Origin of the sequence: Streptomyces globisporus (assembly GCF_003501885.1) — a bacterium.
Lineage (GTDB): Bacteria > Actinomycetota > Actinomycetes > Streptomycetales > Streptomycetaceae > Streptomyces > Streptomyces globisporus_D.
On the sequence record NZ_QWFA01000101.1, the window covers coordinates 20,131 to 47,046 of the forward strand.

At 72.5% G+C, this 26,916-nt stretch carries 19 protein-coding genes and 1 riboswitch; of the genes, 5 read left to right on the forward strand and 14 right to left on the reverse strand.

The features are described 5' to 3' along the window. Positions 1-4: 4 nt before the first annotated feature. From D3105_RS19410 to D3105_RS19425, 3 genes are all read right to left on the reverse strand, one after another. A complete protein-coding gene (locus D3105_RS19410) occupies positions 5-5,008 on the reverse strand; it encodes a DNA repair ATPase (RefSeq protein WP_118904388.1) in 5,004 nt (1,667 codons plus the stop codon). 294 nt (positions 5,009-5,302) lie between these two features. Further along, complete coding sequence (locus tag D3105_RS19420; RefSeq protein ID WP_118904389.1) at positions 5,303-7,420, reverse strand: flotillin family protein; 2,118 nt, start codon at positions 7,418-7,420, stop codon at positions 5,303-5,305. 101 nt (positions 7,421-7,521) lie between these two features. Then, complete coding sequence (locus D3105_RS19425; RefSeq protein ID WP_118904390.1) at positions 7,522-8,175, reverse strand: hypothetical protein; 654 nt, start codon at positions 8,173-8,175, stop codon at positions 7,522-7,524. 362 nt (positions 8,176-8,537) lie between these two features. Between D3105_RS19425 and D3105_RS19430 the strand changes: the two genes are divergently transcribed. Further along, positions 8,538-9,611: a PucR family transcriptional regulator gene (locus D3105_RS19430; protein ID WP_118904391.1), complete on the forward strand. Its 1,074-nt coding sequence runs from the start codon at positions 8,538-8,540 to the stop codon at positions 9,609-9,611. 55 nt (positions 9,612-9,666) lie between these two features. On the opposite strand, the gene D3105_RS19435 is transcribed toward D3105_RS19430, so the two are convergent. Then, a complete protein-coding gene (locus D3105_RS19435) occupies positions 9,667-10,122 on the reverse strand; it encodes a tellurite resistance TerB family protein (protein ID WP_030707613.1) in 456 nt (151 codons plus the stop codon). A 191-nt stretch (positions 10,123-10,313) separates the two neighbouring features. On the opposite strand from D3105_RS19435, the gene hemC reads away from it, so the two are divergent. Then, positions 10,314-11,246: a hydroxymethylbilane synthase gene (gene hemC / locus D3105_RS19440; RefSeq protein ID WP_118904392.1), complete on the forward strand. Its 933-nt coding sequence runs from the start codon at positions 10,314-10,316 to the stop codon at positions 11,244-11,246. 110 nt (positions 11,247-11,356) lie between these two features. Here hemC and D3105_RS19445 read toward each other — a convergent pair whose 3' ends face one another. The 3 genes from D3105_RS19445 to D3105_RS19455 form a co-directional block, all read right to left on the reverse strand. After that, the gene (locus D3105_RS19445) at positions 11,357-12,643 is read right to left on the reverse strand and encodes a cation:proton antiporter (RefSeq protein ID WP_118904393.1); all 1,287 of its coding nucleotides are present in this window, start codon (positions 12,641-12,643) and stop codon (positions 11,357-11,359) included. A 2-nt stretch (positions 12,644-12,645) separates the two neighbouring features. Beyond that, positions 12,646-13,116, reverse strand: a complete 471-nt coding sequence (locus D3105_RS19450; protein WP_118904394.1) for a cation:proton antiporter regulatory subunit — start codon at positions 13,114-13,116, stop codon at positions 12,646-12,648. Positions 13,117-13,180: 64 nt separating this feature from the next. Then, positions 13,181-13,738, reverse strand: a complete 558-nt coding sequence (locus tag D3105_RS19455) for a flavoprotein (RefSeq protein WP_118904395.1) — start codon at positions 13,736-13,738, stop codon at positions 13,181-13,183. A 176-nt stretch (positions 13,739-13,914) separates the two neighbouring features. Here D3105_RS19455 and D3105_RS19460 point away from each other — a divergent pair, with 176 nt between their 5' ends. Beyond that, positions 13,915-14,559, forward strand: a complete 645-nt coding sequence (locus tag D3105_RS19460) for a dihydrofolate reductase family protein (protein ID WP_118904396.1) — start codon at positions 13,915-13,917, stop codon at positions 14,557-14,559. Positions 14,560-14,731: 172 nt separating this feature from the next. Here D3105_RS19460 and D3105_RS19465 read toward each other — a convergent pair whose 3' ends face one another. The 3 genes from D3105_RS19465 to D3105_RS19475 form a co-directional block, all read right to left on the reverse strand. Further along, positions 14,732-15,637: a hypothetical protein gene (locus D3105_RS19465; RefSeq protein WP_118904397.1), complete on the reverse strand. Its 906-nt coding sequence runs from the start codon at positions 15,635-15,637 to the stop codon at positions 14,732-14,734. A 4-nt stretch (positions 15,638-15,641) separates the two neighbouring features. After that, entirely contained in the window at positions 15,642-16,037 is a 396-nt protein-coding gene (locus D3105_RS19470; protein ID WP_118904398.1) for a peptidase inhibitor family I36 protein, read from the reverse strand. A 337-nt stretch (positions 16,038-16,374) separates the two neighbouring features. Next, positions 16,375-17,484 carry a cobalt-precorrin-5B (C(1))-methyltransferase gene (locus tag D3105_RS19475; RefSeq protein ID WP_118904399.1) on the reverse strand — a complete coding sequence of 370 codons (1,110 nt, stop codon included), beginning with the start codon at positions 17,482-17,484 and terminating at the stop codon, positions 16,375-16,377. 17 nt (positions 17,485-17,501) lie between these two features. Here D3105_RS19475 and D3105_RS19480 point away from each other — a divergent pair, with 17 nt between their 5' ends. Next, positions 17,502-18,272: a cobalt-precorrin-6A reductase gene (locus D3105_RS19480; protein WP_118904400.1), complete on the forward strand. Its 771-nt coding sequence runs from the start codon at positions 17,502-17,504 to the stop codon at positions 18,270-18,272. 40 nt (positions 18,273-18,312) lie between these two features. Here the strand turns inward: D3105_RS19480 and D3105_RS19485 are convergent, their stop codons facing one another. Genes D3105_RS19485 through D3105_RS19495 form a run of 3 tightly spaced genes read right to left on the reverse strand, consistent with a single transcriptional unit; the run spans position 18,313 to position 21,803 of the window. Next, positions 18,313-19,827 carry a precorrin-2 C(20)-methyltransferase gene (locus D3105_RS19485; protein ID WP_118904401.1) on the reverse strand — a complete coding sequence of 505 codons (1,515 nt, stop codon included), beginning with the start codon at positions 19,825-19,827 and terminating at the stop codon, positions 18,313-18,315. 2 nt (positions 19,828-19,829) lie between these two features. Further along, positions 19,830-20,456 carry a precorrin-8X methylmutase gene (locus tag D3105_RS19490; RefSeq protein ID WP_118904402.1) on the reverse strand — a complete coding sequence of 209 codons (627 nt, stop codon included), beginning with the start codon at positions 20,454-20,456 and terminating at the stop codon, positions 19,830-19,832. A gap of 45 nt (positions 20,457-20,501) precedes the next feature. Next, the gene (locus D3105_RS19495) at positions 20,502-21,803 is read right to left on the reverse strand and encodes a cobalamin biosynthesis protein CobG (protein WP_118904403.1); all 1,302 of its coding nucleotides are present in this window, start codon (positions 21,801-21,803) and stop codon (positions 20,502-20,504) included. 286 nt (positions 21,804-22,089) lie between these two features. Further along, positions 22,090-22,175: riboswitch (cobalamin riboswitch) on the forward strand. Between the two features lie 94 nt (positions 22,176-22,269). On the opposite strand from D3105_RS19495, the gene cobN reads away from it, so the two are divergent. Next, positions 22,270-25,875, forward strand: a complete 3,606-nt coding sequence (gene cobN, locus D3105_RS19500) for a cobaltochelatase subunit CobN (RefSeq protein WP_118904404.1) — start codon at positions 22,270-22,272, stop codon at positions 25,873-25,875. A 104-nt stretch (positions 25,876-25,979) separates the two neighbouring features. Here the strand turns inward: cobN and D3105_RS19505 are convergent. Beyond that, positions 25,980-26,916: lysyl oxidase family protein (locus D3105_RS19505; protein WP_276311848.1), on the reverse strand; the 937-nt coding region annotated here is incomplete at its 5' end.

The window sequence follows — 26,916 nt, forward strand, 5'->3', positions numbered from 1 at the left end:
CCGATCAATGTGGAGCGTTTGTGATCTTCGCATGACGGCCGGGGGTGGGCCGGTCGTTGACCGTTCCGCCGTTGGCGCCTCCCTGGGCGCCCGCGAACAGGTGCCGGGGATCCGCCGCCCGCCGGATCGCCGTCTCGACCGCGGCGATCCGGTCCGCGAGCAGCCCGAGCGCGGCCACGGCCCGGGTCATCGGGTCGCCCTCCGGCCCGCCGAGCGCCTGCGTACGGACGTAGGAACCGCGGATCGCGGCCCACCGCTCCGCCTGTTCGACGGTGAGCGTCCCGCGCAGGGCGGCCAGCTTCAGCAGATTCGCCTCGGCCCCGGTGGTGAGCGTCTGGGCCTCGCCCGCGTAGTGGTCGTCGATCACGGCGGACAGTTCCTCGTCGTTCATGACGGGCACGATCCGCTCGGCGATCTTGTTCATGTTGCGGTAGGAGCCCTGGAGCCGGAACGGCGGCTCGGTGCGGGTCGCGTCCGTCTGCGCGGCCGACGCGATGTACGCGGCGTTCACCGCGAGCACGGTGTCCCGGGCCGTGAGCAGATGGCGCAGCACGGCCAGGATCCGGTCCAACTCGGCAGCACTGTACGAGTGTTCCAGGTGCTCGGCGCGCGCGGCCGGGTCGCCGCCGCCCGCCAGCCGCACCAGCAGCGCCAGATCGTCGCGTGAGCGCCCGGCCAGCGGGGCGAGGACCGGGTTGGCGGTCAGCGCGTTCTCCACGAAGCTCAGCGCGAAGACGTCCTCGCGACCGCTGAGCACCTCGCCCAGGTTCCACACGTCGGCCCGGTTGGCGAGCATGTCGGGGATCCGGAACTGCTCGCCGGACTCGGTGTACGGGTTGCCCGCCATGCACACCGCGAACCGCTTGCCCCGCAGGTCGTAGCTGCGCGGCTCGCCGTCCCGCACGCCCTCGATGCGGCGCGTGGCATCGCACAACGGGATGAACTTCTGGAGTAGTTCGGGCGAGGTGTGCTGGATGTCGTCGAGGTAGAGGAGCGTGTTGTTGCCCGCCTCCAGAGCGAAGTTGATCTTCTCGATCTCCTGCCGCGCGGTGGCGCTCGGGGCCCGGTCCGGGTCGAGCGATGTCACGTCGTGGCCGAGGTTCGGCCCGCTGATCTTGACGAGGACCATGCCGAGCCGGTCCGCGACGTACTCCATCAGCGTCGTCTTGCCGTAGCCGGGCGGCGAGACGAGCAGGAGCAGGCCCTGCGAGTCGGTGCGCCGGTCGACGTCGGCGGTGCCGAGCTGCTTGGCCAGGCTGTCGCCGATCAGCGGCAGGTACACCTCGTCGAGCAGCCGGTTGCGGACGAACGCCGACATCACGCGGGGCCGGTGGTCGTCCAGCCGCAGCCGGCCGCGCTCGGCGGTCACCAGGGAGGTGCGCAGCCGCTGGTAGGCGCGGAACCCGGGCACGGTGTCGTTGCGGAACTCGGCGGTACGGGCGAGGAGTTCGTCGATCCGTACGGTGAGGGCCCCGCCGCCCGCGATGCGCGGGTGGTCGCCGAGGAGGCCCTCAAGACGCTCGGTGAGCGGCGCGTCGCACGCGTACCGCTCCAGCTCCGGGCAGAGCTCCACCGCGACGGCCTCCGCCAGATCGCCGCTGCCGAGGTCCGCCCCCGTGGCCTCGGCGTACGGGGTCAGCCAGCCCTCCACAAGCTGCTTGCGGGCGGCCAGGTCGTCACCGAGGACCGCGAGGTCGTCCCCGTACGCGTCGGGGCCCGCCGCCCGGCGGAAGGCGTCCAGGAAGGTCCGGATGGAGGAGCCCACGACGAACCCGGCGGGTCCGGTGGTCAGCTCCTCGAAGAGGTACGCGGCGACGGCGTGAGCCGGCACGGAGGGGGACGGGGAGCCGATCGCCGACGCCCACTCCTCCTGGAGCACCGCGATGGCCGGGGCGAGCCCGAAGGTGTCGCGGGCCCGGGCCAGGGAGACCGCGCGCCGGGTCCAGGAGGTGCGCCGCGCCTCGTCGGAGCCGTACGCCCAGAAGAGCTGGGCCGCCGCGCGGACGGCCGGCTCGTGCCGCAGCAGCCCGGCGTCCGGGTGCAGGCGCAGCAGGGCGGCCAGGATCGCGCTGGCGTCCTCGTCGTGGACGCCCCGCGTGTACCCCTCGTCGTACGCCTCGGCTGCCGACTCCCGTACCAGCCGGGCCAGTTCGTCATCGGGCAGCGCGGTCAGACGGCTCGCCCCGTGCTCGTCGAGCAGGCGGGCGGCGAGGTGCTCGGCGCGGTAGACGGCGGCGTTCTCCGAGGGGAGCAGCTGCTCCCAGTACGGCCGGGCCGCCGCGAACGCCGGGTCGGTGACCGGGGCCCGGTAGTCCGTCCCGGTCAGCGCGAAGACGAGGCTTTCCCCGGAGGGCACGAGCGTCAGGTCGAACGGCTGGGTGTTCACCGCGAACCGGTGGCGGCCCAGCTTGATCACGGACCCGCCGTCCGCGTACAGCTCGGTGCGGTCGCGCAGGGCGCGGCCCGCCTCCTGCCGGGCCGCCTTCAGCCGCCCGTCCAGCTCCTCCGCCCGTACGGGGTCGCCGAGTTCGCGCAGCTCGTCTGCGGTCCGCCGGATCTTGGCGACCATCGGGTCGGAGGCGAAGTACGTGTGGACGGCGTCGAGGTCGTCCAGCGCGGCCACCCGCCGGGCGATGGTCTCCAGCACCCGGTCCGCCGACCCGGCCAGCCGCTCCGCGCGCCGCGCCCGCTCGTCCTGGAGGGTCTGCTTGCGCGCCGAGAACGCCTCGTACACCTCGGTGCGGCGCTCGGCCAGCTCGGCGAGGAAGTCGTCGAACTCCGCGAACCGCGACTCCAGGTTCTCCAACTGGAGCAACAGCCGTGCCAGTTGGTCATCGCATGCCTCCGGCGAGCCGGCGGCCGCCAGCGCGCCCGTCACCGCCTGCCCGAGCAGCGCGAACTCGGCAGCGAACTCGGCCCGCCCCTCCTTCGACAGCAGTTCGCGGCGGCGCGCGTCCAGCGTGGCGCGGGCCCGGTTCGCCCCGCCCAGCACCTCCGCGATCCGCTCCAGGATCGACGTGCGCACGGTGGCGTCGCCGATGTCGAGACCGGCGACGACGTCCGTGACGGTGGCGAGCCCCTCCGTCATCGCCGCCAGCCGGTCCGTCACGGCGGAGGCGTCCCGTACGGTCTCCAGCGCCCCCGCGGCGGCCACGAGCCCCGCGATGTCCGCGTGATACCCGTCGAACGCGTCCTCGCGGGCGAGGAAGGAGACGGCCCGCTGGGCGGCCGACGCGATGTCGTCCTCGGTCCGGGCCGACAGCTCCGCGATCCGCTCGACGTCGGCGTACCGCATCTCGCCGACCGTCGCCAGGTGCCCGTGCGCCTGCCGTAGTTCGGTCAGCCGCTCGACCCACGCGGACGCCGACCCGGGCGCCTCGCCGCGGACCCGCCGCACCAGCGCGGTGATGCGCCCGGCGGTCTCCTCCAGCGCGTCGGCGGCCCGCCGGGTCAGATCCTGTACGGCGGTGAACTCGGCCAGCACCTGCTGCGCGGTGGCCCGCAGCTCGGCCAACGGCTCACCGAGTGCGCCCAGTTCCGGGTCGGACAGCCAGTGGTAGCGGTCCTGCGCGCGGGCGCAGTCGGCGGCGAGCTGCCCGTACACCGCGGTCGTCGGCGTCATGTCCCGCACCCCGTGCGCGAGCGCGAGGCAGTCCGAAATCCCGCGTACGAGATCGGCGTTGCCGGTCCGGGCGAGCGGGCCGGTCCCGGCGGGCCGGGCGGCGGCGTAGGTGTCGGAGACGTACGGGGTCTGCCAGCGCTGCAACGGGTGCACGCGGGCCGGCCCGTCCGGGTTGTCCCGGAGCAGGATCAGCGTCCCGTCGTCCAGCAGCGCGTGGCCGCGCCCGGTGAGCGGGGTGGCGACCTCCTGGCGGATCAGGTTGTAGGGGAGGAGGAGGCTGCGGAGGCCGTCGCGGGAGCGGAAGACGTAGAGCACGTCCTCGCCGTTGGGGGAGCGGACCGCGCCCTCGAAGACCGGCTCGGTCAGCTCCTCGGCGGTGTCGAAGGTCTTCGCGGTGCCGGTGGTGAGGTAGTAGCCGCCGGGGAAGATGATCCCCTGGTCCTCGGGGAGGCGGTGGCAGGCGGGCCCGATGGAGTCGAGCCGCTGGACGCTGGAGAGCAGCGAGTTGAAGACGAGATACCGCCAGTCCGTCTCCTTGTACGGCCGCACGCGCAGCAGCGTGAGCGGCCCGACCTCCGCGTACTCCACGTCGGCGTCGGCCAGCGACTGCAGCGGCTCGTCGACGGGCTCCTCGTAGATCCCGTCCGGCGACTCGGTGTCGTCGGTGACCTTGACGGTGAGGGTGCCGCCGAGCGTGTCGACGAAGAGGCTGCCGCCCTTGCCGATGGCGATGTGCGGGTGGCGGCCGGGGCGGTGGGCCTCGCGCCCGGCGACGATCCAGTCGAAGTCGTGGGATGCGGGGAACACATGGTCACGCTCGCCCTGCGCGTCCAGGAACGCCCCGGGTGACCCGTCCGCGCCCAGCGCCCAGCGCAGCACCCGGATGTCCTCGGCGTTCTCGCCCGTACGGAAGACGGCGAGGAGCTTGCCGCCGGCCCGGCGCAGGCGGAGGAGGCGGGCGTCGCGGAAGTAGCGGTGCAGGGAGGAGAACTCGCGCCGGAACCCGTCGTCGTCGAGGAGGGTGTTGTGGGGTGGCGGGGTGGTGTCGTCGTCCTCATCGGCATCCCGTACGAGGAGGACGTCGTCGACCCCGGCCTCGCCCCGGGCCCCCGGTCCCCGCTCGAACCCGAAGAGGAGTCTCCCGCCGACGGCGACGAGGTCACGCGGTACGGAGGCGTGCTCGGTGCGCACCTGCTCGGTGGCCAGGAGCCGCAGACCGGTCGACCCGAACTCCTCGGTCCGCCGGGCGTTGAGCGCCTCGGCCCGCCGCACGAGCTCCCCGGCCTGCGCGGAGAGCCGCCGCCGCAGCACCTCGTAGGCACCGGCGTCCACATCGCCCTGGCCGCCCTGGGGCGAGGTGGCGGTGTCGGTGATGTCGCTGTCCATGCGTACGGCTCCCTCTGTGCTTCGTCATGTGCCGTGGGCCCGAACTCCAGCCCGTCCGGCGTTCGAGGACGGAACCGTCGGGCTGCTGGGCCCGCTCCCGGCGTGCGGCGCGGACCCGGAGATCCAGCCCGCCCGGCGTTCGAGGACGGAACCCCCGGCCCGGAGGGCCCGCCCTGCCGGGCAGGCCAGGCCCTGGTGCGCCCACCCCCGTGGGACGCACACCCAGACCTTCCGGCCCCCCGGGCCAAGGGTTCCGTCCTCAGCGCCGGACGGGCTGTGGTGGTGCGGGCGGGACTACCCCTTCGCGCCGGCCCCGTTCAGCGACACCGCGGGAGCAACCTTCGTACCGCCCGACACCGCCCCCAGCGGCAGATCCGCCAGCCCCAGCTCCTTCGCCGCCGCCAGCAACTGCTCCACCTGGCCCGACGCCGCACCCGACGACCCCATCAGCCGCATCAGCAGCGCCGACACCGTCAGGTTCTGCACGTCACCCGTGGAGACCGACCCCAGCACCCGGCTCAGGTCGTCCGTGAAGGACGACGAACCGTCCAGCCACGACCCTGCCAACGCCTGCGCCGTCTGCGAGTTGTCCACGAACCCGTCCACCGCCTTGCCGAGCGAGACCGACGACACGAGCCGGTCGAAGAAGACGGACTCCCCGCCGACGATGTCGATGTCGGCGTTCTCCAGACCCGTCGCCAGGACCTTCGCCTGCGCCTCGGCGACCTGCCGCTGCACGTCGAGCCCCGCCAGCCGGATCTCCTTCTCCGCGTCGAGCCGCAGGCGGTACTCCTCGTGCGTACGGGACGCCTCGTCCAGCGCCGCCATCGCGGCCGCCTTCTCCGTGAGCCCCGCCGCCTCCGCCTTCAGCTTCTCGCCGATGACCGCCGCGTCCGCCGTGGCGCGGGCCTGCGTACCCTCGGCCTCCGCGAGCGCCTTGAGCCGCGCGCCCTCCGCCTCGGCCTTGAGCCGGGCCGCCGTCGCCTCGGCCTCCGCGAGACCGGCCTTCTCGGTGACGTCCGCCTCCGCGTCGCGGACCTGCACGGCGGCGAGCCCGGGCGCGGCCGTCTCGGCCTGGACGCCCTCCGCCAGCCGCAGCTTGGCCTGTGCGTCGAGGTCCGCGGTCTTGAGCCGCGCCTCGGCGAGCGTGAGCTGCTCGGCCGCCAGGTGCGCGGACGCCGCCTCGGCCGCCTCGGCCGCCTTGATGTCCTTGACCAGCTTCTCCTGGGCCTCCGCCTCGGCCGCGATGATGACCGACCGGCGGGCCCGCTCGGCGTCCTCCACGGCGCGCAGGGTGAGGATCGACTCCTCCTGCTCGGCGACCGTGCGGTCCACCGCGATCCGCTCCCGGATGACGTCGGCGACCTCACGGCGCTCGGCCTCGACCTCCTTCGTGGCGGCGATCCGGTTCAGCTCGGTCTCGCGCTCGCGCCCGATGACCTCCAGCATCCGGTCCTTCTCGATGCGCTCGCTCTCGACGGCGATGACCCGCTCGCGGTTCTTCTGCGCGACGGCGATCTCCCGCGCCTGGTTCTCGCGCTGGATGCCGAGCTGCTCCTCCGTCTTGATGAACGCGGTCTGCGCGCCCAGTCGCTCCTCCTCCTGCACCCGGGCCGTGGCCGCCTCCTCCCGGGCCCGCAGGCTCTCGACCTCGCGGCGCTGCTTGATCTCCGCCTCGGCCTGCCGGCGCTCCAGCTCCAGGATCGTCTCGCGGGCGTCGACGTCCTGCCGGGTGATCTCCTTCTGCTCGGTGCGCTGGAACTCGTTGGTGCGCACGTGCTCGATCGCCGTCAGCTCGGTGATCTTCCGGATGCCCTGGGCGTCCAGGATGTTGGAGCCGTCGAGCTGCGCCATCGGAGTCTGCTCGAGGAAGTCGATCGCGGCGTCGTCGAGGTGGTAGCCGTTCAGGTCGGTGCCGATGACCTGGATGATCCGGTCCCGGAACTCCTCGCGCTTGGTGTACAGGTCGACGAAGTCGAGCTGCTTGCCGACCGTCTTGAGGGCCTCGGAGAACTTCGCCGCGAAGAACTCCTGGATGGCGGCCTTGTCGCTCGCCCGCTGCGTACCGATGGACTGAGCGACCTTGATGACGTCCTCGACGGTCTTGTTGACCCGGACGAAGAAGGTGATCTGGATGTCGGCGCGGATGTTGTCCTGGCAGATCAGACCCTCGCGCCCGGCGCGGTGGATCTCGATCTTCTTCACCGAGATGTCCATCGTCTCGGCCTTGTGGAGCACGGGCAGGACGACGGCACCGGTGAAGGTCACATCGACCTTCTTGGTCTTGGAGATGATCAGCGCCTTGCCCTGCTCGACCTTGCGGAACAGCCGGGTGATGACGAAGGCGATGGCGATGACGACGATCAGGACAACGGCGACGAGCACGCCGATGCCCAGGGAGATGGCATCCATAGAAGAGTCCTTGGCGGCTGGTTGGTACGCGGAAGGGGAACAGCGGAGCGGCGAGGCCGCCGGCGGTCACGGGGACGGGGCGGGGACGTGCCGGACGGACGTCAGGCGTTCGGGCCCGGATCGAGCGCGGCGTCGTAGGACGCGACCCAGAAGAACTCGCCGTCCTCGTCGTACGCGTAGAGGAGCCCGGTGCCGCCCATGACGAGCGGCGCGTCCTCGGCGCCCGGTCCCGAGGGCCGCGAGGGGGGCGGGAGGGGCTCGGCCCGGCGGACCTGCACGATGGCCGTCGACCCGTCGCGCGAGACGACCTCGGCCTGGCCGAACGTCGCGGTGACGGTGCCGGTGCGGATCGTGCAGACGCTCCCGACGAAGTCCAGCCGGGATGGTGGAGGTTCCGCCGGGAAGGACCGGCGGAAGCGGTGTACGAGGAGGCGGACGGCCGCCCAGGCGAGCAGGAGCGACCCGGCGAGCACGGCGACCGAGAGCACGGCGCGGGTGGCGCCGCCGATGTGGCTCTGGCGGAGTAGGACCGTACCGGTCAGGCTCCCGAACCAGGCGAAGACGATCAGCAGGGAGACCGAGACGGCGACCGGGACACCGCCGAGGCCGACGGGACCGGTGTCGAGGTCGGCGTCGAAGGAGTCGTGGCCGGCGGCCCCGACGAGCACGAGCAGCCAGAAGCAGACGATGACCACCAGAGCGGCGCCGAAGATGACGGCGGGGAATCCGATCGCCGCGCTCAGGAACTCGTCCATCGATCCCACCCCCTGCGGTTCGGCGCACGGGCCCTGAGGCGTGCGCTGCCGTGATCCGGTACGGGGAAGGCGAGCGGCCGGCTGAGGAGCGCCCGGTCGGCCGATGGCCGGCAGGCGCGAGGGGGTCCGGCAGCCGCGGCGTGGTCGTAACCTGCCGCAGCGGCCGGGTCGTTCCCCCTGCTCCCCCGTGCTTCCCCCGTGTGCTTCCCCCGTGTTGTTGCTGACCTGATCCTGTCATCCGGGACGGGCCCGATGCATTGCCGGATCCCGGCAATCTTTACGCTTTGCTGATGCCGGGCACCGGCACCGCCCCTTATGCGTTGGGGAAATGACAGGACTGTTGCAAGGCTGAAGGGGAGCGCGTGGCCGAGCCGAGGATTCCCGAGGAAATGCTGGGCGACTATGCTCACATTCTGGGCGAAGTCGCCCTCACCGGCCGACGTCTGACCCGTGACGAACTGGAGGAGCGCCGGGCGCTGGGCCGTGCGGCGGCGGACGCGGGCCATCAGCTGCGGGCCCTGGTGACGATGCATCTGACGCAGACCCGTGAAGCCTGGCCCCCGGCCGCTGCCGGAAACTCCCCCGCCGTCACCGATGCCGTCCTGGCTGCCGTGGAGCAGGCGATCGACGCGTTCGCCGAGGGCTTCGAGCGGGCCCAACGCCTCACCGTACGGCGGGAGGAGGCGGCACGCCGGGAGTTCATCGACGACCTGCTCTACGGGCGCAGCGACCTGGTCCGGCTCGCGGAGCGGGCGACCCGATTCGGCCTGCGGCTCTCCCGGGCGCACGCGGTCGCGGTGGCGTCGGGCCCGGAGGCGTACACGGAGACGGACGCGGCGCCGCGCAGCGTGGAGGCGGCGCTGCTGGCGCGGTTCAGCGGCCGCAAGATCCTGCTGACGACGAAGGACGGCCGCATCGTCTGCATCGCCCCGGGCAGCCAGCCCGACGTCCTGCGGTACTTCGCCAAGCAGGCGCACGCGGCGACGGACGGCGGGCAGGTGGCGGTCGGCCGCCCGCACAAGGGCCCCGGCGGGGTGGTCCACTCGTACGACGAGGCGCTCGAAGCCCTCGACCTGGCGGACCGGATGGGGATGGAGGACCCCGTGCTGTACGCCTCGGACCTCATGGTCTACCCGGTGCTGACCCGGGACCGGCAGGCGATGGCGGATCTGGTGCGCAGCGAGCTGGGCCCGCTCCAGAAGGCGAGAGGCGGCGCGGAACCGCTGCTGAACACGCTGGCGGTCTACTTCGACGCGGGCTGCGTCGCCGCCGAGACCGCCCGCAGGCTGGCGCTGAGCGTACGGGCGCTGACGTACCGCCTGGAGCGCATCCACCAGTTGACCGGGTCGGACCCCTCGGACCCGATGCACCGCTACACCCTGCAGACGGCGGTCATCGGCGCCCGGCTGCTGGACTGGCCGGCCAAGGAGCTGTGACGCCCTGGCCGGCCGCTGACGCGCGTACGCCTCGCATCCCTGCAGGTCGAAATCCCTACAGGTCGAACTCGTGCGGCGGCAGGTCGAGTGCGAAGCATGCCTCCCGCACCACGGCCTGCTCGGTCGCGTCGAAGTCACCGTCGGCGCCGCCGATGACGATACCGATCTGGATCACGGCCCGGGCCTCGGCCGGCTTCTTCTTCGCCTTGGCGATCTCCTGGACCACGCCGACCTTGCCGAGGGCGAAGTCGGCGGTGAGCTGGTCGACGTAGGCGTTGAAGCGCCGCTGGAGGTCGTCGGCGGGGAAGTTCCGCAGGACGTCGTTGGACGCGATGAGCGCCGCGACGCGCTGGCGCTCGGACGGGTCGACGGAACCGTCGGCGGCGGCGACCAGGGCACACATGGCCATGCTCGCGTCCCGGAACGACCCCGACTTCAGCTCGTTCTTCTTCGCCTCCAACTGCGTCTGCATCGACGACGCGGATTCCTTGATGCGATCCCACAGAGCCATGACATCTCCCTACGTTGCGGTACGAAGCCGGGACTGAGACAGCAACTCTACAGACGTGTAGAGAATACAGGTGAACGCCGGCCCGGGTGTTCTCGCACATCTGATCGACGCTCAACGTCCGTGAGGGAAAAGGGAGATGACAGCCGAGTCCGGTCGTGGGGACGGGTGGCCGACCCTCTATCGTGGGCGTCATGCCCGCCGATCCGATCCGCATCGTGTCCCGTGACTCCCCGATGGCGCTCGCTCAAGTGGGGCGCGTGCGAGCGGAGTTGGCGGCCGCCCACCCCGGCATCCGCACCGAGGTCGTCCCGGTCCGGACGACCGGCGACAAGTGGATGGGCGATCTCAGCGCGGTCGAGGGCAAGGGAGCCTTCACCAAGGAGGTCGACCAGGCGCTCCTCGCCGGAGAGGCCGATCTGGCGGTGCACTGCGTCAAGGACATCCCGGCGGACCGGCCCCTGCCCGCGGGCACGGTCTTCGCCGCCTTCCTCCGGCGCGACGACATCCGCGACGCCCTGATCCACCCCGGCGGTCTGACCCTCGACGAACTCCCCGCCGGGACCCGGGTCGGAACCTCGTCCGTACGCCGCTCCGCGCAGCTCGCCGCGTCGCACCCGCACCTCGACTGCGTACCGATGCGCGGCAACGCCAACCGCCGGCTGGAGAAGCTGGCGGGCGGCGACGCGGACGCGCTGCTCCTGGCGGTCTCCGGTCTGGAGCGCATCGACCGTACGGACGTGATCAGCGAGATCCTGTCGCCCGAGGTGATGTGCCCGCCGATCGGTGCGGGGGTCCTCGCCCTCCAGTGCCGCGAGGGCGACGACGCGGTCATCGACATCGTGAGCGGCCTCGGCGACCCGGCGGCGTACCGCGAGACGATCGCCGAGCGGATGTTCCTGCATGTGCTGCAGGGCCACTGCAACAGCCCGATCGCCGGGTACGCGCAGGTCGAACGGAACGGTGACCTCTCCCTGCGGGCGAAGGTGTTCACGCCCGACGGCAAGACCGTTCTGAACGCGCACGAATGGGCGGGCCCGCTGGACCCGGCCACCCTGGGCACGTCCGTGGCGGTCGCGCTGCTCCGCCAGGGAGCACGGGAACTGATCGACGGCATCGCCCACTGAGACGTACGCACGCAGGACGATCAACCGACTGCGACGAGGAAGCCCCCGGACACGAGGTACGTGTCCGGGGGCTCGGCCGTGGTCCGCGGGCGTCAGCGGCAGGGCGGCGCCTACTCGTGCTTCTCGCCCGCCGGTTCCGGGGTGAGGTCGTCGTGCGAGCCCAGCCGGCGCTCGGGAGCGGACTTCGGGACGGGTTCGGCCTCCGCGGCGCTGACGCCCACGGCCTTGTCGCCGCCGCCGCCGCCGCGACGGGCCTCGATCTTCGCCGCGATGGGCTGCGTCCACCGGGCGGTGAGCGGGCCGACGATGACGAGGATCAGGACGTACGCGGTGGCGATGGGGCCGATGCGCGGCTCGGTGGCGACGGCCAGACCGGCGATGACGATGGAGAACTCACCGCGCGCCACGAGGGTGCCGCCCGCACGCCAGCGACCGCGCGAGCCGACTCCGGCGCGGCGGGCCGCGTAGTAGCCGGTGCCGATCTTGGTGAAGGTGGTGATGATCGCCAGGAGGGCCGCGGGCAGCAGCACCGGCGGGATGTCGGCCGGGTTGGTGGAGAGCCCGAAGAAGACGAAGAACACGGCGGCGAACAGGTCCCGCAGCGGCGTGAGCAGCTTGCGGGCGCCCTCGGCGACCTCACCGGAGAGCGCGATGCCGACGAGGAACGCGCCGACGGCGGCCGACACCTGGAGCTGCTGGGCGACACCGGCGACCAGGACGGTGAGGCCGAGGACGACCAGGAGCAGCATCTCCGGGTTGTCGGAGGAGACCGCGCGGCTGATCAGGCGGCCGTGCCGGAGCGCCAGGTAGAGGACGAGCCCGACGGCCCCGAGCGCGATGACGAGCGCGAGGCTGCCGCCGGCCAGGCTGACCCCGGCGAGCATGGCGGTGAGCAGCGGCAGGTACACCGCCATCGCCAGGTCCTCCATGACGAGGACGCCGAGGATGACGGGGGTCTCGCGGTTACCGAGCCGGCCGAGGTCGGTCATGACCTTGGCGATCACCCCGGACGAGGAGATCCAGGTGACACCGGCGAGCGCGACGGCGCCCACGGGCCCCCAGCCGAGGATCAGGGCGGCGACGGCGCCGGGTGTCGCGTTGAGGACGAAGTCCACGGCACCGGAGGGGTATTGCGTTTTGAGACTGGTGACCAGCTCGGACGCGCTGTACTCGAGGCCCAGCAGCAGGAGCAGGAGGATGACGCCGATCTCGGCGCCCACCATGGTGAACTCTTCGCTGGCCTTGAGCGGAATCAGCCCTCCGTGCCCGAACGCCAGCCCGGCGAGCAGGTACAGGGGGATCGGCGACAGCCCTATCCGCCCGGCGAGCCGCCCCACGAGGCCGAGACCGAGGATGACGGCCCCCAGTTCCACCAGCAATGCAGTCGTGTCGTGCACGGTCAGCCCTCCGCAATGATCTCGGAGAGCGCGTCGACGCCCTCACGCGTGCCGACGGCGACGAGCGTGTCCCCGATGGCCAGTCGAAAATCCGGTTCCGGAGACGGGTGCGCGCTGTGGGTGCGCAGCACCGCCACGATGGACGCCCCGGTCCGGGTCCGCGCCCGCGTCTCCCCCAGCAGCCGCCCGCCGTACGGGGAGCGGGTCCCGAGCGGGATGTGTTCGGTGACGAGGTCGATGCCCTCGGTCCGTACGGCGTCGATGGGCGCCGGATCGATGAGGTGCGCGAGGGCGGTGGCCTCGGTCGTCGTCAGGGGGACGGAGAGTTGGCACGCATCAGGGTCGTCCTGTTCGTAGAACCCGATGAACCGGCGTCCGTCGCGGTGGACGACGACCGAAATGTGCTGTCCGGTCTCGGTCGTGAAGTCGTACTGAGCACCGACTCCGGGCAGTGATGTACGGCGGGTTCCCATGGCTTCCTCCCGGGACGTGCGGCAGCGGGGACGCACTTGGTGATCTCTTTATCCGGCCATTACCTTATCGGGCGGCCGAATCCGGCCCTTGGGCGAGCAGCTCCAGGGCCTCTTCCCAGGGGAAGTCGGCGGTCTCACCGGACTTGGGGGTGTGCGGGGCGCGGGTGCTGACCCGGACCCCCGTGCTCCGCAGCCTGGCCAGACTCTCGGCGTACGCGGGGTGCTGGGCGAGGAGGGAGTTCACGGCCGGGAGTACGGCGGTGGGCACGCCGAGACCGTACGCCTCGCAGAGGATGCCGAGGGCCAGGGTGTCCGCGATCCCGGCCGCCCACTTGTTGATGGTGTTGAACGTGGCGGGCGCGACGGCGATGGCGTCCGGGTCCGGGAACGGGCGGGGGTCGCCCGGGGCGCGCCAGCCGGAGCGGATCGGATACCCGGTCCGCGCCTCGACGGCCGCCGCGTCGAGGAAGCCGAGCCCCTGCGGGGTGGCGACGACGCCGACGTCCCACCCGGCGTCCTGCGCCGCGACGAACAGCCGGTCGACGTCACGGGCGACGCCGGCCGCGCAGACGACGACGTACAGGAACGGCTTCCGGCCAGGCCGGTCGGTCTGATCGCTCATGGGCGGGGGCTCCCCTGTTGATCGCTGAGGCGGTGCGGCTCAGCAGAGTACGGGGGGGGCGGACGGAGATAGTGGGGGAGAGGGCTGCGGGCGCGACCGGACCGATGAGTTGAGGCGCCGATCCCGGTCCGACAACAGAGAACCCTCGGACCACGGAACACAGGAGGACGGACGGCATGACTCAACTTCTGCGAGTTCAGAACTTCACGGTGTCGAGCGACGGCATCGCCGCCGGCGAGGACCAGACACTGGAGCGGCCGTTCGGCCACGTCGACCCGGGCCGGCTCTTCTCCTGGGCGGGAGCCACGGCGCACTGGCCGAACCGCACGGACCCCGGCGGGACTCGCGGCCTGGACGACTACTTCACACGGGACTTCACGCAGAACATCGGTGCGGAGATCATGGGCCGCAACAAGTTCGGCCCGCAGCGGGGCCCGTGGGAGAACCACGAGTGGCAGGGCTGGTGGGGCGACGAACCCCCTTTCCGCACCCCGGTGTTCGTGATGACCCACCACACGCGCCCCTCGTTCACGCTCTCCGACACCACGTTCCACTTCGTCGACGCCGACCCGGCGACGGTGCTGGACCGGGCGCGGGAGGCGGCTGGCGGCAAGGACGTCCGGCTCGGTGGCGGCGTCACCACGATCCGCGAGTTCCTCGACGCCGGCCTGATCGACACCCTCCACGTGGCGGTCGCCCCGGTGAAGCTGGGCACGGGCCTGAGCCTGTGGGACTCACCGGACGACCTGCGCGACCGGTACCACCTGGACGTCGTCCCGAGCCCGAGCGGCATGACGCACCACCTGTTCTGGCGGAAGTGACGTCGGGGGGGGAGAGAGAGCGAGTAGCGGGGTCCGGGAGGCGCGGGAGCGGGCGGTGCAGGCGGCGAACGAGGCGGTGGCGGCCGCCAGGTGGCGCTCGCGGTGCCCGCACAGCCCCCGCCCCGGCCGCCACCCCACGCCAGGCGGGCGGCCTGTGAAGCAACCCGCCCGCTCACTCGGCGGCACGGTCCACTTTGACCAGTGCGGAAGCCTTCATGGCGCGGTACTCCTCGATCTCGCGCCGCCACGGCCCGCGGCTCTTGGCCTCCACCTTCACCTGGGCCTCGGCCACCGCCCGAGCCAGGTCCGTGTCACGCTGGCACGCCAGGTCGTCGCGGGCGAGCGCCAGCTCGTCGCGGCCGACGGACCGCTGCGCGACCGCGTCCTGGCCGGTCTTCTCCAGTCGCCGTCCTGTCTCGGACCGCGGTTCCGACAGCTTCCGGAACTCGTGTCCCTGCTCCGCCATGCAGTCCGCCCACGCCAGCTCCGCGTCCCGGAAGCCGGGGGTGTCCCGTACGGCGGTGGCGATGTCGTTGGCGAGGTTCTCCATGAGGTAGCGCAGCTCCGTCCAGCGCTTCCCGTAGACCGCGCTGCTCGCGACCTCGACACAGGACCGGGGGTCGTATCCGATCTCCGTGCCGTCCGGGAGGGTGAGCGTGCGGTGGTTCTCCTCCACTCCCAGCAGCGCCTCTTCCCAGGCCGCACGCTCGGCCTTCGGCAGGGAGGAGACGTACGAGGCGTTCGGGTCCTGGGGCCGGCCGGCCACCTGCTGGGCGGTGATGCCGTAGCCGTCGTCCTCGGCCCAGTCGGGGTCCAGCAGTCCGTAGGGGTTCTCCGCGGCGAGTCTGCGCGGGTCGGAAACGGGGGCCGTGCGGTAGACGTGACCTCGTTCACGCATGCAGGACCGGATCTTCTCCTCCTCCAGCCCGCGCAGGGCATCGGCCTGGTCGGCGGAGAAGTGGACGGCCCCCGACAACGGCCGGGGAAGCTCTCCGCCGGCAGGGCCCTCGTGGCCGGACGCGGTGCATCCGGCCACGAGGAAGCCTGCCGCGGCGGCGAGCAGGAACAGCCGCCGCATCAGATCAGCACACCCACTTGTTCGCGGCGATGCCGTACTTGAACCTGCCGTCATCGAAGTAGGTCTTCAGCGCGGCGATACTGGAACCGCGCTTGAGGAGGTAGGTCCGGCCTTCGTAGTCCTTCAGCGTGTAGAGCCGGACGTCGCAGGAGTTGCCGTTGTTGTAGACCGAGGCGGCGTTGTTGAACTTGTTGTACTGCCGCAGGTCCGTGTTGTTTCCCCACACCTGGCCCGGAGTCCCCACGTAGGAGGTGCTGAGCCAGGCGCACAGCGCCCCGGAAGAACAGTCCGACTTGGCTGCCTGCGCCGGCGAGGCCGTCGCGGCCACCCCCAGGCCTGCCAGCAGTACAGCCCCCGACGCGATGGCCGCCTTGGTTCTCACACCCTGGAACTTCCTCATGCGTTGTCCCCCTTCAGGGTTCTCAGGAACGTCCACGGACGGATTCGAAAGCACCTTCAGGGCCCCCGAGCGCCCGTGTTCGGCGTGAGTCACTATTCCGCTCTGCCGACCGGGCCGGCCACGCTTTTGCAGCTGACCGAAAAGGCAGAGGTGAACGCGGTGAACGCGTTGCTCCGCCTCCGTTTCGACCTGACACCGATGAGGCCCGCGTGCCGACAGTGAACCGGCCGTTGGTCCGGGGGTTGGCATTCAGCACGGATGACCGGCGGTCTTTCATGGGGTGCCCGCGGTATGCGGTAGCCGCCCGAGGGCACCGTGAAGCGGGCTTCCCGTGGGACTACCCCCGCCCCACCACCACCCCCGCCCGGTCGATGCACAGCACGTCCACCGCGACCGGCGCGCCCCGGAGCACGGACAGGGCCTCGTCCCGGGCGCGGGCCGCCACCAGGTCGCCCAGGGGGACGCCCGTCGCCTCGCACAGGCGCAGCGCCTCCAGGCCCGTGTTGGCGGTGGCGATCCGGGAAGCCAGCTCCTCGTCCGCGCCGCCCAGGCGGGCCAGGTCGGCCAGGAAGGCCTTGTCCACCTGGGAGCGGGCCGAGTGCAGGTCCAGGTGGCCCGCCGCGAGCTTGGACAGCTTGGCGAAGCCGCCGCAGATCGTGAGGCGGTCGACCGGGTGCCGGCGTACGTACTTCAGCACCGCGCCCGCGAAGTCCCCCATGTCCAGCAGGGCGATGTCCGGCAGGTCGTACTCCGCGCGCACCGTGCGTTCCGACGTCGAACCCGTGCAGCCCGCCACATGCGTCAGGCCCGCCGCCCGCGCCACGTCCACGCCCCGGCGGATCGAGTCGATCCAGGCCGAGCAGGAGTAGGGGACGACCACCCCGGTCGTGCCGAGGATCGACAGGCCGCCGAGAATCCCGAGGCGGCCGTTCCACGTCGAGCGGGCGATCTCCTCGCCGTGGTCGACCGACACCGTGATCTCCACGTCGCCCGCCGCACCGTGCTCCGCCGCCACCCGCTCCACGTGCTCCCGCATCAGCCGGCGCGGCACCGGATTTATTGCGGGCTCCCCGACGTCCAGCGGCAGACCGGGGAGCGTCACCGTACCCACGCCCGGGCCCGCCCGGAACACCACACCGGAGCCGGGCGGCAGCTTCCGTACGGTCGACCGCACGAGGGCCCCGTGCGTCACGTCCGGGTCGTCGCCCGCGTCCTTCACCACCCCGGCGCTCGCCCCCTGTGCCGTCAGCTCCTCCACCGCCAGCGCGAACGCCGGTGTCTGGCCCTTCGGCAGCGTGATGGACACCGGGTCCGGGAAGTCGCCGGTCAGCAGCGCCGTGTACGCGGCCGTCGTCGCCGCCGTCGCACAGGCGCCGGTCGTCCAGCCGGGGCGCAGACCGGTGTGCTTGAGTTGTGCACTGCGACCGCCCTGCGCCTCAGCGTTCATGAGAAGAGTCCGTTCCGATGCCTGTGCCTGCTGCCGTGCATGTTCTCGTTCTGGGCGGTACGACCGAGGCGCGCCGGCTCGCCGAGAGTCTGGCAGGTGACCGGAGCGTCCGGGTCACCACCTCGCTCGCCGGACGCGTCGCCGCCCCCCGGCTGCCACCCGGCGAGGTGCGCGTCGGCGGGTTCGGAGGGCCCGAGGGGCTCGCCGCCTGGATGCGTGAGCACGACGTGGACGCCCTCATCGACGCCACCCACCCCTTCGCCGCCGCCATGAGCCGGAACGCGGCCGAGGCCGCCACCCTGGCCCATGTTCCCCTCCTCGCCCTCCGCCGGCCCGGCTGGGTCGCCCAGGACGGTGACCGCTGGCACTCCACCGGCTCTCTCACCGAGGCCGCCGGGCTGCTGCCCGCACTCGGCGAGCGGGTCTTCCTCACCACCGGGCGGATGGGGCTCGCCGCCTTCGCGGGGGCGGGCCTGGACGCGCTGTGGTTCCTCGTGCGGTCCGTCGACGCGCCGGAGCCGCCCTGCCCGGCCCGGATGGAGGTGCTCCTGGACCGGGGACCGTTCGACCTCGACGGCGAGCGGGACCTCCTCCGGCGTCACCGCATCGACGTCCTCGTCACCAAGGACAGCGGCGGGAACGCCACCGCCCCCAAGCTCACCGCCGCCCGCGAGGCCGGGATCCCGGTCGTGGTCGTCCGGCGGCCACCGGTACCGGAAGGGGTGCCGGTGGCCCGTACGCCCGACGAGGCCGCGCACTGGGTGGCGCGGCTCCACGCCTCCGGATAGCAGGCCCGCGCCTCCCGGGAGCGGCCCCCGGGCATCGGCTCTACGCCTCCGGGTAGCGGCGCGGCGTCCAGACGATGCCCTGACCGCCGTCCTCACCCCGCTTCACCCACCGCGTCTGCGACGAGCCCACGATCAGCAGCGTCCGCATGTCCACCTCCGCCGGGTCGACGTCGGCCAGCCGCACCGTACGCACGGACTCCGTCGGGCCGCCCACGTCCCGGGCCAGAACGACCGGGGTGTCCGGCGAGCGGTGTTCCAGGAGCAGGTCGCGGGCCTGGCCGACCTGCCACGTACGGGACTTGGAACCCGGGTTGTACAGAGCGAGGACCAGGTCCGCCGAGGCTGCCGCGCGGAGCCGCTCCGCGATGACCTCCCACGGCTTGAGCCGGTCCGAGAGGGAGATCGTGGCGTAGTCGTGGCCGAGCGGCGCACCCGCGCGGGCGGCGGCCGCGTTGGCCGCGGTGACGCCGGGCAACACACGGACGGGGATGTCCGCGTAGTCGTCCTGCGAGGCCACCTCCAGGACCGCCGTCGCCATCGCGAAGACCCCGGGGTCGCCGCCCGAGACCACCGCGACCCGGTGGCCCCGCCGGGCCAGGTCCAGCGCGAACTCCGCCCGCTCCGACTCCACCTTGTTGTCCGAGCCGTGCCGCGCCTGGCCCGGGCGGACCGGCACCCGGTCCAGATAGGTGGTGTAGCCGACCACGTCGTCCGCAGCCGCCAGCGCGCCCCGCGTCTCCGGCGTCAGCCACAGCGGGCCCGCCGGACCGGTGCCGACGACCACGACCTCACCGCCGGTCCGTCCGGATGGGCGCGGCGCGTCGACCCGGCTCGGCAGCACCGCCACCGAGAAGTACGGGACCGACTCCGGTTCGATGTCCGCCAGTTCGCCCGTACGCTCCCCGGCCATCGTGGCCCGCTCCACGTACCGCGCCTCCGGCAGCCGCCCCGACGCCTCGAACGCCCCGCGCACCGCCGGGAACGTGCGCCCCAGCTTCATCACCACCGCCGTGTCCGTGGCGGCGAGACGGGCCGTCAGCTCCTCCTCCGGCAGCGTGCCGGGCAGGATCGTCAGGATCTCCTCGCCCTCGACGAGGGGAGTGCCGAGCCGGGCGGCCGCAGCACTCACGGAGGTGACACCCGGGATGACCTCGGTCGCGTACCGGTCCGCCAGGCGCTTGTGCATGTGCATGTACGAGCCGTAGAACATCGGGTCGCCCTCGGCGAGCACCGCGACCGTGCGGCCCGCGTCCAGATGCGCCGCGAGACGGGCCGCGGCCTTCTCGTAGAACTCCTCCAACGCGCCCCGGTAACCGCCCGGGTGGTCCGTGGTCTCCGTCGTGACGGGGTAGACCAGGGCCTCCTCGATGTGGTCGGGTCGCAGGTGCGCGGCGGCGATGGAGCGCGCGATCGAGCGGCCGTGCCGGGCGCTGTGGTACGCGACGACGTCCGCCTCGCCGATGGCCCGGACGGCCCGCAGGGTCATCAGGTTCGGGTCGCCGGGGCCGAGCCCGACACCGTAGAGACGGCCCGTGCTGTCGCTGGACTCGCTCATCACTACTCTTCCTCGCTCGCGATGGCGTTGAGCGCCGCCGCCGCTATCGCGCTGCCGCCGCGACGGCCCCGGATGATCAGGTGTTCCAGCCCCGACGGGTGCTCGGCCAGGGCCTCCTTGGACTCCATCGCGCCGACGAAGCCGACTGGGACGCCGATCACGGCGGCCGGGCGCGGGGCGCCCTCCTCGATCATCTCCAGCAGCCGGAACAGGGCCGTCGGGGCGTTGCCGACCGCGACCACCGCCCCCTCCATCCGGTCCCGCCACAGCTCCAGGGCCGCCGCGCTCCGCGTCGTCCCCATCTTCGCCGCCAGCTCGGGCACGGACGGGTCGGACAGCGTGCACACCACGTCGTTGTCCGCGGGCAGCCGCTTGCGGGTGACCCCGCTGGCCACCATCGCCACGTCGCAGAGGATCGGTGCGCCGGCGCGCAGAGCGGCGCGGGCGTCGGCCACGGCGTTCGGCGAGAAGGCGAGGTCCGTCACGAGATCGACCATGCCGCAGGCGTGGATCATCCGGACGGCGACCTGGCTGACGTCGGCGGGCAGCCCGGCGAGATCCGCCTCCGCGCGGATGGTGGCGAAGGACTGGCGGTAGATCGCCGGTCCGTTCTTCTCGTACTGGTGCACAGTGCTGTCGCTTTCTTCTGCCGGTAGGGGGGAGGGGGAGCGTGCTCAGGCGCGGGCCGCGGCCACCGCCGCCGCCAGCGCGGCCGGGTCGTCCCGGACCGTCCGCGGGGGATCCCGACGCTCTCCGCGTACGTGCGATATCCGGTGCCCGTCGGGGGTGACCACCACGTCGATCCACTCCCCGTGGGGGTGGCCGCAGCGGCGTTCGCACCCGGACCAGTACACAGGGAGCCGCCCGACCGGTCCGACGGCGGCCCCCGCTTCGGCCCGTACGTCGGACAGGGACTTCGCGCAGCCGGGGTGGCCGATGCACGCCCCGACCCCGGTCCACGGGGAGTCGGGGGCGGTGATCAACCCGGCCGCAGCCAGGGTGTCGAGCGCGGCGGCCGCATCGTCCGGCCGCCCGAACGGTCCGGGGACGACGATCCCGCGCCACGGGGTGAGCCGCAGCTCGTCGCCGTGCCGGCGGGCCGTTCCGGTGAGCAGCCGCCACTGGGCGGAGGTGAGCCGCCCGAGGGGAACATCGACGCCGATCGCGTCCGGGGAACCGTGCGGGCCCGGGGCGGGGGGCGTGGCCGTACGCGGACGGGGGCGGTGGACGGCCGGACCTGCGGCTGCCTCGATGGTGCGAACCAGCTCGGCCCGTACGTCGGTGCGCACTCCGGCCCGTACGTCGTCGGGCAGGTCCTTCACCCGCCACGCGCCCGAATCCCGGGCGGCCCGCAGGAACGTCTCGGCGGCCAGAAGCGCGGCGCGCGGGCCTTCCCCGCTCGGTACCCGGAACACCTCGTCCTCGGCCCCGATGCGCAGGAGGAAGCTGTCACCCTCCGCGATCAGGGTCACGTCCGCGCCCAGTGCGTCCACGTCGCCGCGGCCGTCGTCCAGGGCGAACAGGAAGCGGCCGGAGAGCGAGGCGGCGGCGGCCGATCCGCAGACCAGGCCGTCCAGTTCGGACAACCAGGCGCTGACCGGGGACGATCCGTCCAGCCCGGCGAGCGGCGAGGCCACGATGTTGCGGGCCCGCTCGTGCGCGGCGGACGGCAGCAGCCCGGCGGCGGTGAGCAGTTCGGCGAGAGCGCCGCCGCACGCCGCGTCGAGGCCGCGCAGCTGGACGTTGCCCCGCGAGGTGAGATGCAGCTCACCGTCCCCGAACCGTTCGGCCGCCGCGAGCAGCGCGTCCGCCCGGTCCGCGCTCAGCACCCCGCCGGGCACCCGGACCCGGGCCAGCGCACCGTCGTCGGCCCGGTGCAGCCGCAGCGTCCCCGGGCAGGCGTCGCCGCTGCCGCGGAGGGCTGGGCCGCCCACGGAAAGGGGCGAGGGGGCGGATTCGGGCATGGCGGCGAGCATACCGACCGGGCCGGTCCCGGCGATGGGCCCGCAGCTGTGACCTGCGGGACAGCGGGCCGCGGGGGAACGGCCTGCCCCGCGACAGGAACCACAGCGCACCGGGCGGCGGCCACCACCGCCCGTCACCGCAGGCGGTGATCGCCACGCGCGCCCACCCACACAGGGGTGGCCACCACGCCAAACAGTGATCACCACCGCACCCACGCCCCCTGCCCCGCCCCCACCTCCGCCGCTTAGGATGCAGGCGGTGGTCCGTTCAGGCCGCCATCGCCAGACGGCGACAGGGGAGGAAGCCCGGTGAGATTCCGGCGCGGTCCCGCCACTGTGAGTCGGGCCGCCGCCACCACCGGCTGCCGGACGAGTCAGGAACTCCCTTCCCCGAGTGCCCGGTAGCCACCGGACCGCCCGGGGAGACCCTCCGACACCCGCCCGGGGCGTGGACACCCCGAGGAAGGCCTGACGCAGCATGATCCTGCTCCTGTCGACGTCCGACACCGACCTCCTGAGCGCCCGCGCTTCCGAGGGGCCCGTCAGCTACCGGTACGCCAACCCCTCCCGCGTCGACCTCGACGGACTGCCGGAGCTGCTGGACGGCGTCGACCTCGTCGTCGTACGGCTCCTCGGTGGCGTACGGGCGTGGCAGGAGGGCCTCGACGCGGTGCTGGCCACCGGCCGCCCGGTCGTCGTGCTGACCGGTGAGCAGGCCCCCGACGCCCAGTTGATGGCCGCGTCCACCGTGCCGATCGGCATCGCCGCCGAGGCGCACGCCTACCTCGCGCACGGCGGGCCCGCCAACCTGGAGCAGCTGGCCCGGTTCCTCTCCGACACCGTGCTGCTGACCGGCCACGGCTTCGAGCCGCCCGCCCCGGCCCCCGCCTGGGGCCCGCTGGAGCGGGAGGCCCGCGCGGTGCCCGAGGGCGCGCCGACCGTCGCCGTCCTCTACTACCGCGCCCACCACATGAGCGGGAACACCGCGTTCGTGGAGGCGCTGTGCACGGCGGTCGAGGACGCCGGGGGCCGCCCGCTCCCGCTGTACGTCGCGTCTCTCCGTACGCCGGAGTCCGACCTCATCGACCGGCTCCGCACCGCCGACGCCATCGTGACCACGGTCCTCGCGGCGGGCGGCACCAAGCCCGCCGAGGCGTCGGCCGGCGGCGACGACGAGTCGTGGGACGCGGGTGCGCTGACCCAGCTCGACGTGCCGATCCTCCAGGCGCTCTGCCTCACCAGTCCGCGTACCGCCTGGGAGGAGAACGACGAGGGCGTCTCCCCGCTGGACGCGGCCACCCAGATCGCGGTGCCGGAGTTCGACGGCCGCCTGATCACGGTCCCGTTCTCCTTCAAGGAGATCGACGAGGACGGCCTCCCGGCGTACGTCCCCGACGCCGAGCGCGCGGCCCGGGTCGCCGGGATCGCCGTACGCCACGCGAAGCTGCGGAACATCCCCAATGCGGAGAAGCGCATCGCGCTGGTCCTCTCCGCCTACCCGACGAAGCACTCCCGCATCGGGAACGCGGTCGGCCTCGACACCCCCGCCAGCGCCGTGGCCCTGCTGCGCCGCCTGCGCGCCGAGGGGTACGACTTCGGGCCCGAGGAGGAGATCCCGGGCCTGGTCTCCGGCGACGGCGACGAGCTGATCTACGCGCTGATCGACGCGGGCGGCCACGACCAGGAGTGGCTGACCGAGGAGCAGCTGGCGAAGAATCCGGTCCGCATCCCGGCCGCCGACTACCGCCGCTGGTTCGCCGAGCTCCCGCAGGAGCTGCGGGAGTCGGTGGAGGAGCACTGGGGCCCGGCCCCCGGCGAGATGTTCGTCGACCGCTCCGCCAACCCGGAGGGCGACATCGTCCTCGCGGCCCTGCGGCGCGGGAACCTCCTCATCCTCATCCAGCCGCCGCGCGGCTTCGGCGAGAACCCGATCGCGATCTACCACGACCCCGATCTCCCGCCGTCCCACCACTACTTGGCCGCGTACCGCTGGATCGCCGCCTCCGCCGAGGACAACGGGTTCGGCGCGGACGCGATGATCCACCTGGGCAAGCACGGCAACCTGGAGTGGCTGCCCGGCAAGAACGCGGGCCTCTCCGCCGCCTGCGGCCCCGACGCGGCCCTGGGCGATCTCCCCCTGGTCTACCCGTTCCTGGTGAATGACCCGGGCGAGGGTACGCAGGCGAAGCGCCGCGTGCACGCCACCCTCATCGACCACCTCGTCCCGCCGATGGCCCGCGCCGACAGCTACGGCGACATCGCGCGCCTGGAGCAACTCCTCGACGAGCACGCGCAGATCGCCGCGATGGACCCGGCGAAGCTGCCCGCGGTCCGTGCCCAGATCTGGACGCTGATCCAGGCGGCGAAGCTCGACCACGACCTCGGGGTGGAGGACCGCCCGGAGGACGAGGGCTTCGACGACTTCATCATGCATCTGGACGGCTGGCTCTGCGAGATCAAGGACGTCCAGATCCGCGACGGCCTGCACGTCCTGGGCAACCCGCCCGCCGGGAACGACCGGGTCAACCTGGTCCTCGCGGTTCTCCGCGCCCGCCAGATCTGGGGCGGTACGGCATCCCTCCCCGGCCTGCGCGAGGCGCTGGGCCTCGACGAGTCGGCGGCCACCCGCACCGACGCCGACGCGATCGAGGAGCAGGCGCGCGCCCTGGTCCAGGCGATGGACGACGCGGACTGGAACCCGGAGGCAGTGGCGACCGTGGCCGCCGGTCTGCCGGAAGCCGTGGCCGACATCCTGACCTTCGCGGCGACCGAGGTGGTCCCGCGCATGGCGGCGACGACCGACGAACTCACCCACGCCGTGCATGCGTTGAATGGCGGCTTCGTCCCGGCGGGCCCCTCCGGCTCCCCGCTGCGCGGCCTGGTCAACGTGCTCCCCACGGGCCGCAACTTCTACTCGGTCGACCCCAAGGCGGTCCCCTCCAAGCTGGCGTGGGAGACGGGCCAGGCCCTGGCAGACTCCCTCCTCACCCGCTACCGCACCGACAACGGCGACTGGCCCACCTCGGTCGGCCTCTCCCTCTGGGGCACCAGCGCGATGCGCACGGCGGGCGACGACATCGCGGAGGCGTTCGCGCTGCTCGGCATCCGCCCCGTCTGGGACGACGCCTCGCGCCGGGTGACGGGCCTGGAGCCCATCCCGTACGAGGAGTTGGGCCGCCCCCGCATCGACGTCACGCTCCGCATCTCGGGCTTCTTCCGCGACGCGTTCCCGCACACGGTGGGCCTCCTCGACGACGCCGTACGCCTGGCCGCCTCGCTGGACGAACCGGCCGAGCGCAACTACGTACGGGCGCACACCCAGGCCGACCTGGCCGAGCACGGCGACGAACGCCGGGCCACGACCCGCATCTTCGGCTCCCGCCCCGGCACGTACGGCGCGGGCCTCCTCCAGCTCATCGACTCCCGCGACTGGCGCACCGACGCCGACCTCGCCGAGGTCTACACGGTCTGGGGCGGTTACGCCTACGGCCGCGAGCTCGACGGCCGCCCGGCCCGCGAGGAGATGGAGAGCGCCTACAAGCGCATCGAGGTCGCTGCGAAGAACACCGACACCCGCGAGCACGACATCGCGGACTCCGACGACTACTTCCAGTACCACGGCGGCATGGTGGCCACCGTGCGTGCGCTCAAGGGAACCGCCCCGGAGGCGTACATCGGCGACTCCACCCGCCCCGAGACGGTCCGCACGCGCACCCTGGTCGAGGAGACGTCCCGCGTCTTCCGAGCCCGCGTGGTCAACCCGAAGTGGATCGAGGCGATGCGCCGCCACGGCTACAAGGGCGCGTTCGAGCTGGCGGCCACGGTGGACTACCTCTTCGGCTACGACGCCACGACCGGCGTGGTCGCCGACTGGATGTACGACAAGCTCACCCAGACCTACGTCCTGGACCCGGAGAACAAGCAGTTCCTCCAGGAGGCCAACCCCTGGGCCCTCCACGGCATCGCGGAACGCCTGCTGGAGGCCGAGTCCCGCGGCATGTGGGCCAAGCCGGACCCGGCGGTCCTGGAAGCGCTGCGCCAGGTGTACCTGGAGACGGAAGGCAACCTGGAGGGCGAGGACTGACGGGCCCGGCCCCGGCAACCGACCGGCCCCGGGAGAGCGAACTCTCCCGGGGCCGACGGATCAAACGGTGGAGGCGGTGCGGATCAACGCATCGCTGACGCGCACTAGTTGGCGTTCACCAGGTCATGCGCGGGAACCTTCACGGTCCGGGCGCCCTTCTTGCCGCCGAGGACGACCTTGCGCAGGGCGCTGTTGTTCTTGTGGTTGGTCTCCTTGAGCCGGTTCTCCGGGTTGGCGAGGACCTGGATGTAGTACGTGCCGTTGGGCAGCCCCGTGATGTCGAAGGACTGGCCCGGCAGGTCCTGGGTGTAGGTGTCACCGGAGCCGACGTCGAGCACCTCACGGACGGAGATCGAGTTCTCCTGGCCGCACGCGGTGGACAGGTCGGTGTTGTCCGGGTGCCAGTTGGCGTTCTTCACCGTGTAGTCGACGGCGTCGGTGTTGGCCAGGCAGAACGCCTCCTTGCCGCTGCGCACCGACTCCTTCTTGTCGGCCTTCAGCAGCCGGTAGCTGGCGAAGTCCGTGAAGTGCCAGTGCTCGTGGCCGGGGCGCGGGTCCCACTCCATGGTGCCGGTCGGGGTGTAGCCGACCTGCTTGCCCTTGGCGTCGTAGAAGTACTGGTAGGCGTCCATCAGCTCCTTGCCCGGGGTGCGGAAGCCGTCCACGACGAGCTTGGCCGGGCCCGCGTTCCACACGTTGGCGCTGAAGGCGAGGTAGTCCCGGCCGGCCTTCTCCTCGTAGCCGTCGTTGACGGTGATGCCGTACGCGGGCAGCGAGCGCAGGTCCGGCTTGGGCACGTCGGGCACGGTGGCCTTGCCGGTGGGCCGCTTGGCGTTGGGCTTGGCCGCGGGCGCCTGCCGCGACCCGTCGGTCTGCCCGGGGCGGTCGCCGACCTTGGCGGCCGAGAAGGCCTGCCGCTGGAGGGACTCCTTCTTGAGCGCCCAGGGCAGGGCGGGCGGAGCGGGCGGGTAGGGCCCGTGCCCGACGTTGAACGTGGGGGCGGCGCCGGTCGTCCGGGCGGGCGGGTTGCCCAGGACGTGC

Coding starts and splice junctions, on each gene's coding strand:
- D3105_RS19410 (WP_118904388.1), bottom strand. CDS start 5,008: ATGGACAGCGACATCACCGACACCGCCACCTCGCCCCAGGGCGGCCAG.
- D3105_RS19420 (WP_118904389.1), bottom strand. CDS start 7,420: ATGGATGCCATCTCCCTGGGCATCGGCGTGCTCGTCGCCGTTGTCCTG.
- D3105_RS19425 (WP_118904390.1), bottom strand. CDS start 8,175: ATGGACGAGTTCCTGAGCGCGGCGATCGGATTCCCCGCCGTCATCTTC.
- D3105_RS19435 (WP_030707613.1), bottom strand. CDS start 10,122: ATGGCTCTGTGGGATCGCATCAAGGAATCCGCGTCGTCGATGCAGACG.
- hemC (WP_118904392.1), top strand. CDS start 10,314: ATGCCCGCCGATCCGATCCGCATCGTGTCCCGTGACTCCCCGATGGCG.
- D3105_RS19450 (WP_118904394.1), bottom strand. CDS start 13,116: ATGGGAACCCGCCGTACATCACTGCCCGGAGTCGGTGCTCAGTACGAC.
- D3105_RS19455 (WP_118904395.1), bottom strand. CDS start 13,738: ATGAGCGATCAGACCGACCGGCCTGGCCGGAAGCCGTTCCTGTACGTC.
- D3105_RS19460 (WP_118904396.1), top strand. CDS start 13,915: ATGACTCAACTTCTGCGAGTTCAGAACTTCACGGTGTCGAGCGACGGC.
- D3105_RS19465 (WP_118904397.1), bottom strand. CDS start 15,637: ATGCGGCGGCTGTTCCTGCTCGCCGCCGCGGCAGGCTTCCTCGTGGCC.
- D3105_RS19470 (WP_118904398.1), bottom strand. CDS start 16,037: ATGAGGAAGTTCCAGGGTGTGAGAACCAAGGCGGCCATCGCGTCGGGG.
- D3105_RS19475 (WP_118904399.1), bottom strand. CDS start 17,484: ATGAACGCTGAGGCGCAGGGCGGTCGCAGTGCACAACTCAAGCACACC.
- D3105_RS19480 (WP_118904400.1), top strand. CDS start 17,502: ATGCCTGTGCCTGCTGCCGTGCATGTTCTCGTTCTGGGCGGTACGACC.
- D3105_RS19485 (WP_118904401.1), bottom strand. CDS start 19,827: ATGAGCGAGTCCAGCGACAGCACGGGCCGTCTCTACGGTGTCGGGCTC.
- D3105_RS19495 (WP_118904403.1), bottom strand. CDS start 21,803: ATGCTCGCCGCCATGCCCGAATCCGCCCCCTCGCCCCTTTCCGTGGGC.
- cobN (WP_118904404.1), top strand. CDS start 22,270: ATGATCCTGCTCCTGTCGACGTCCGACACCGACCTCCTGAGCGCCCGC.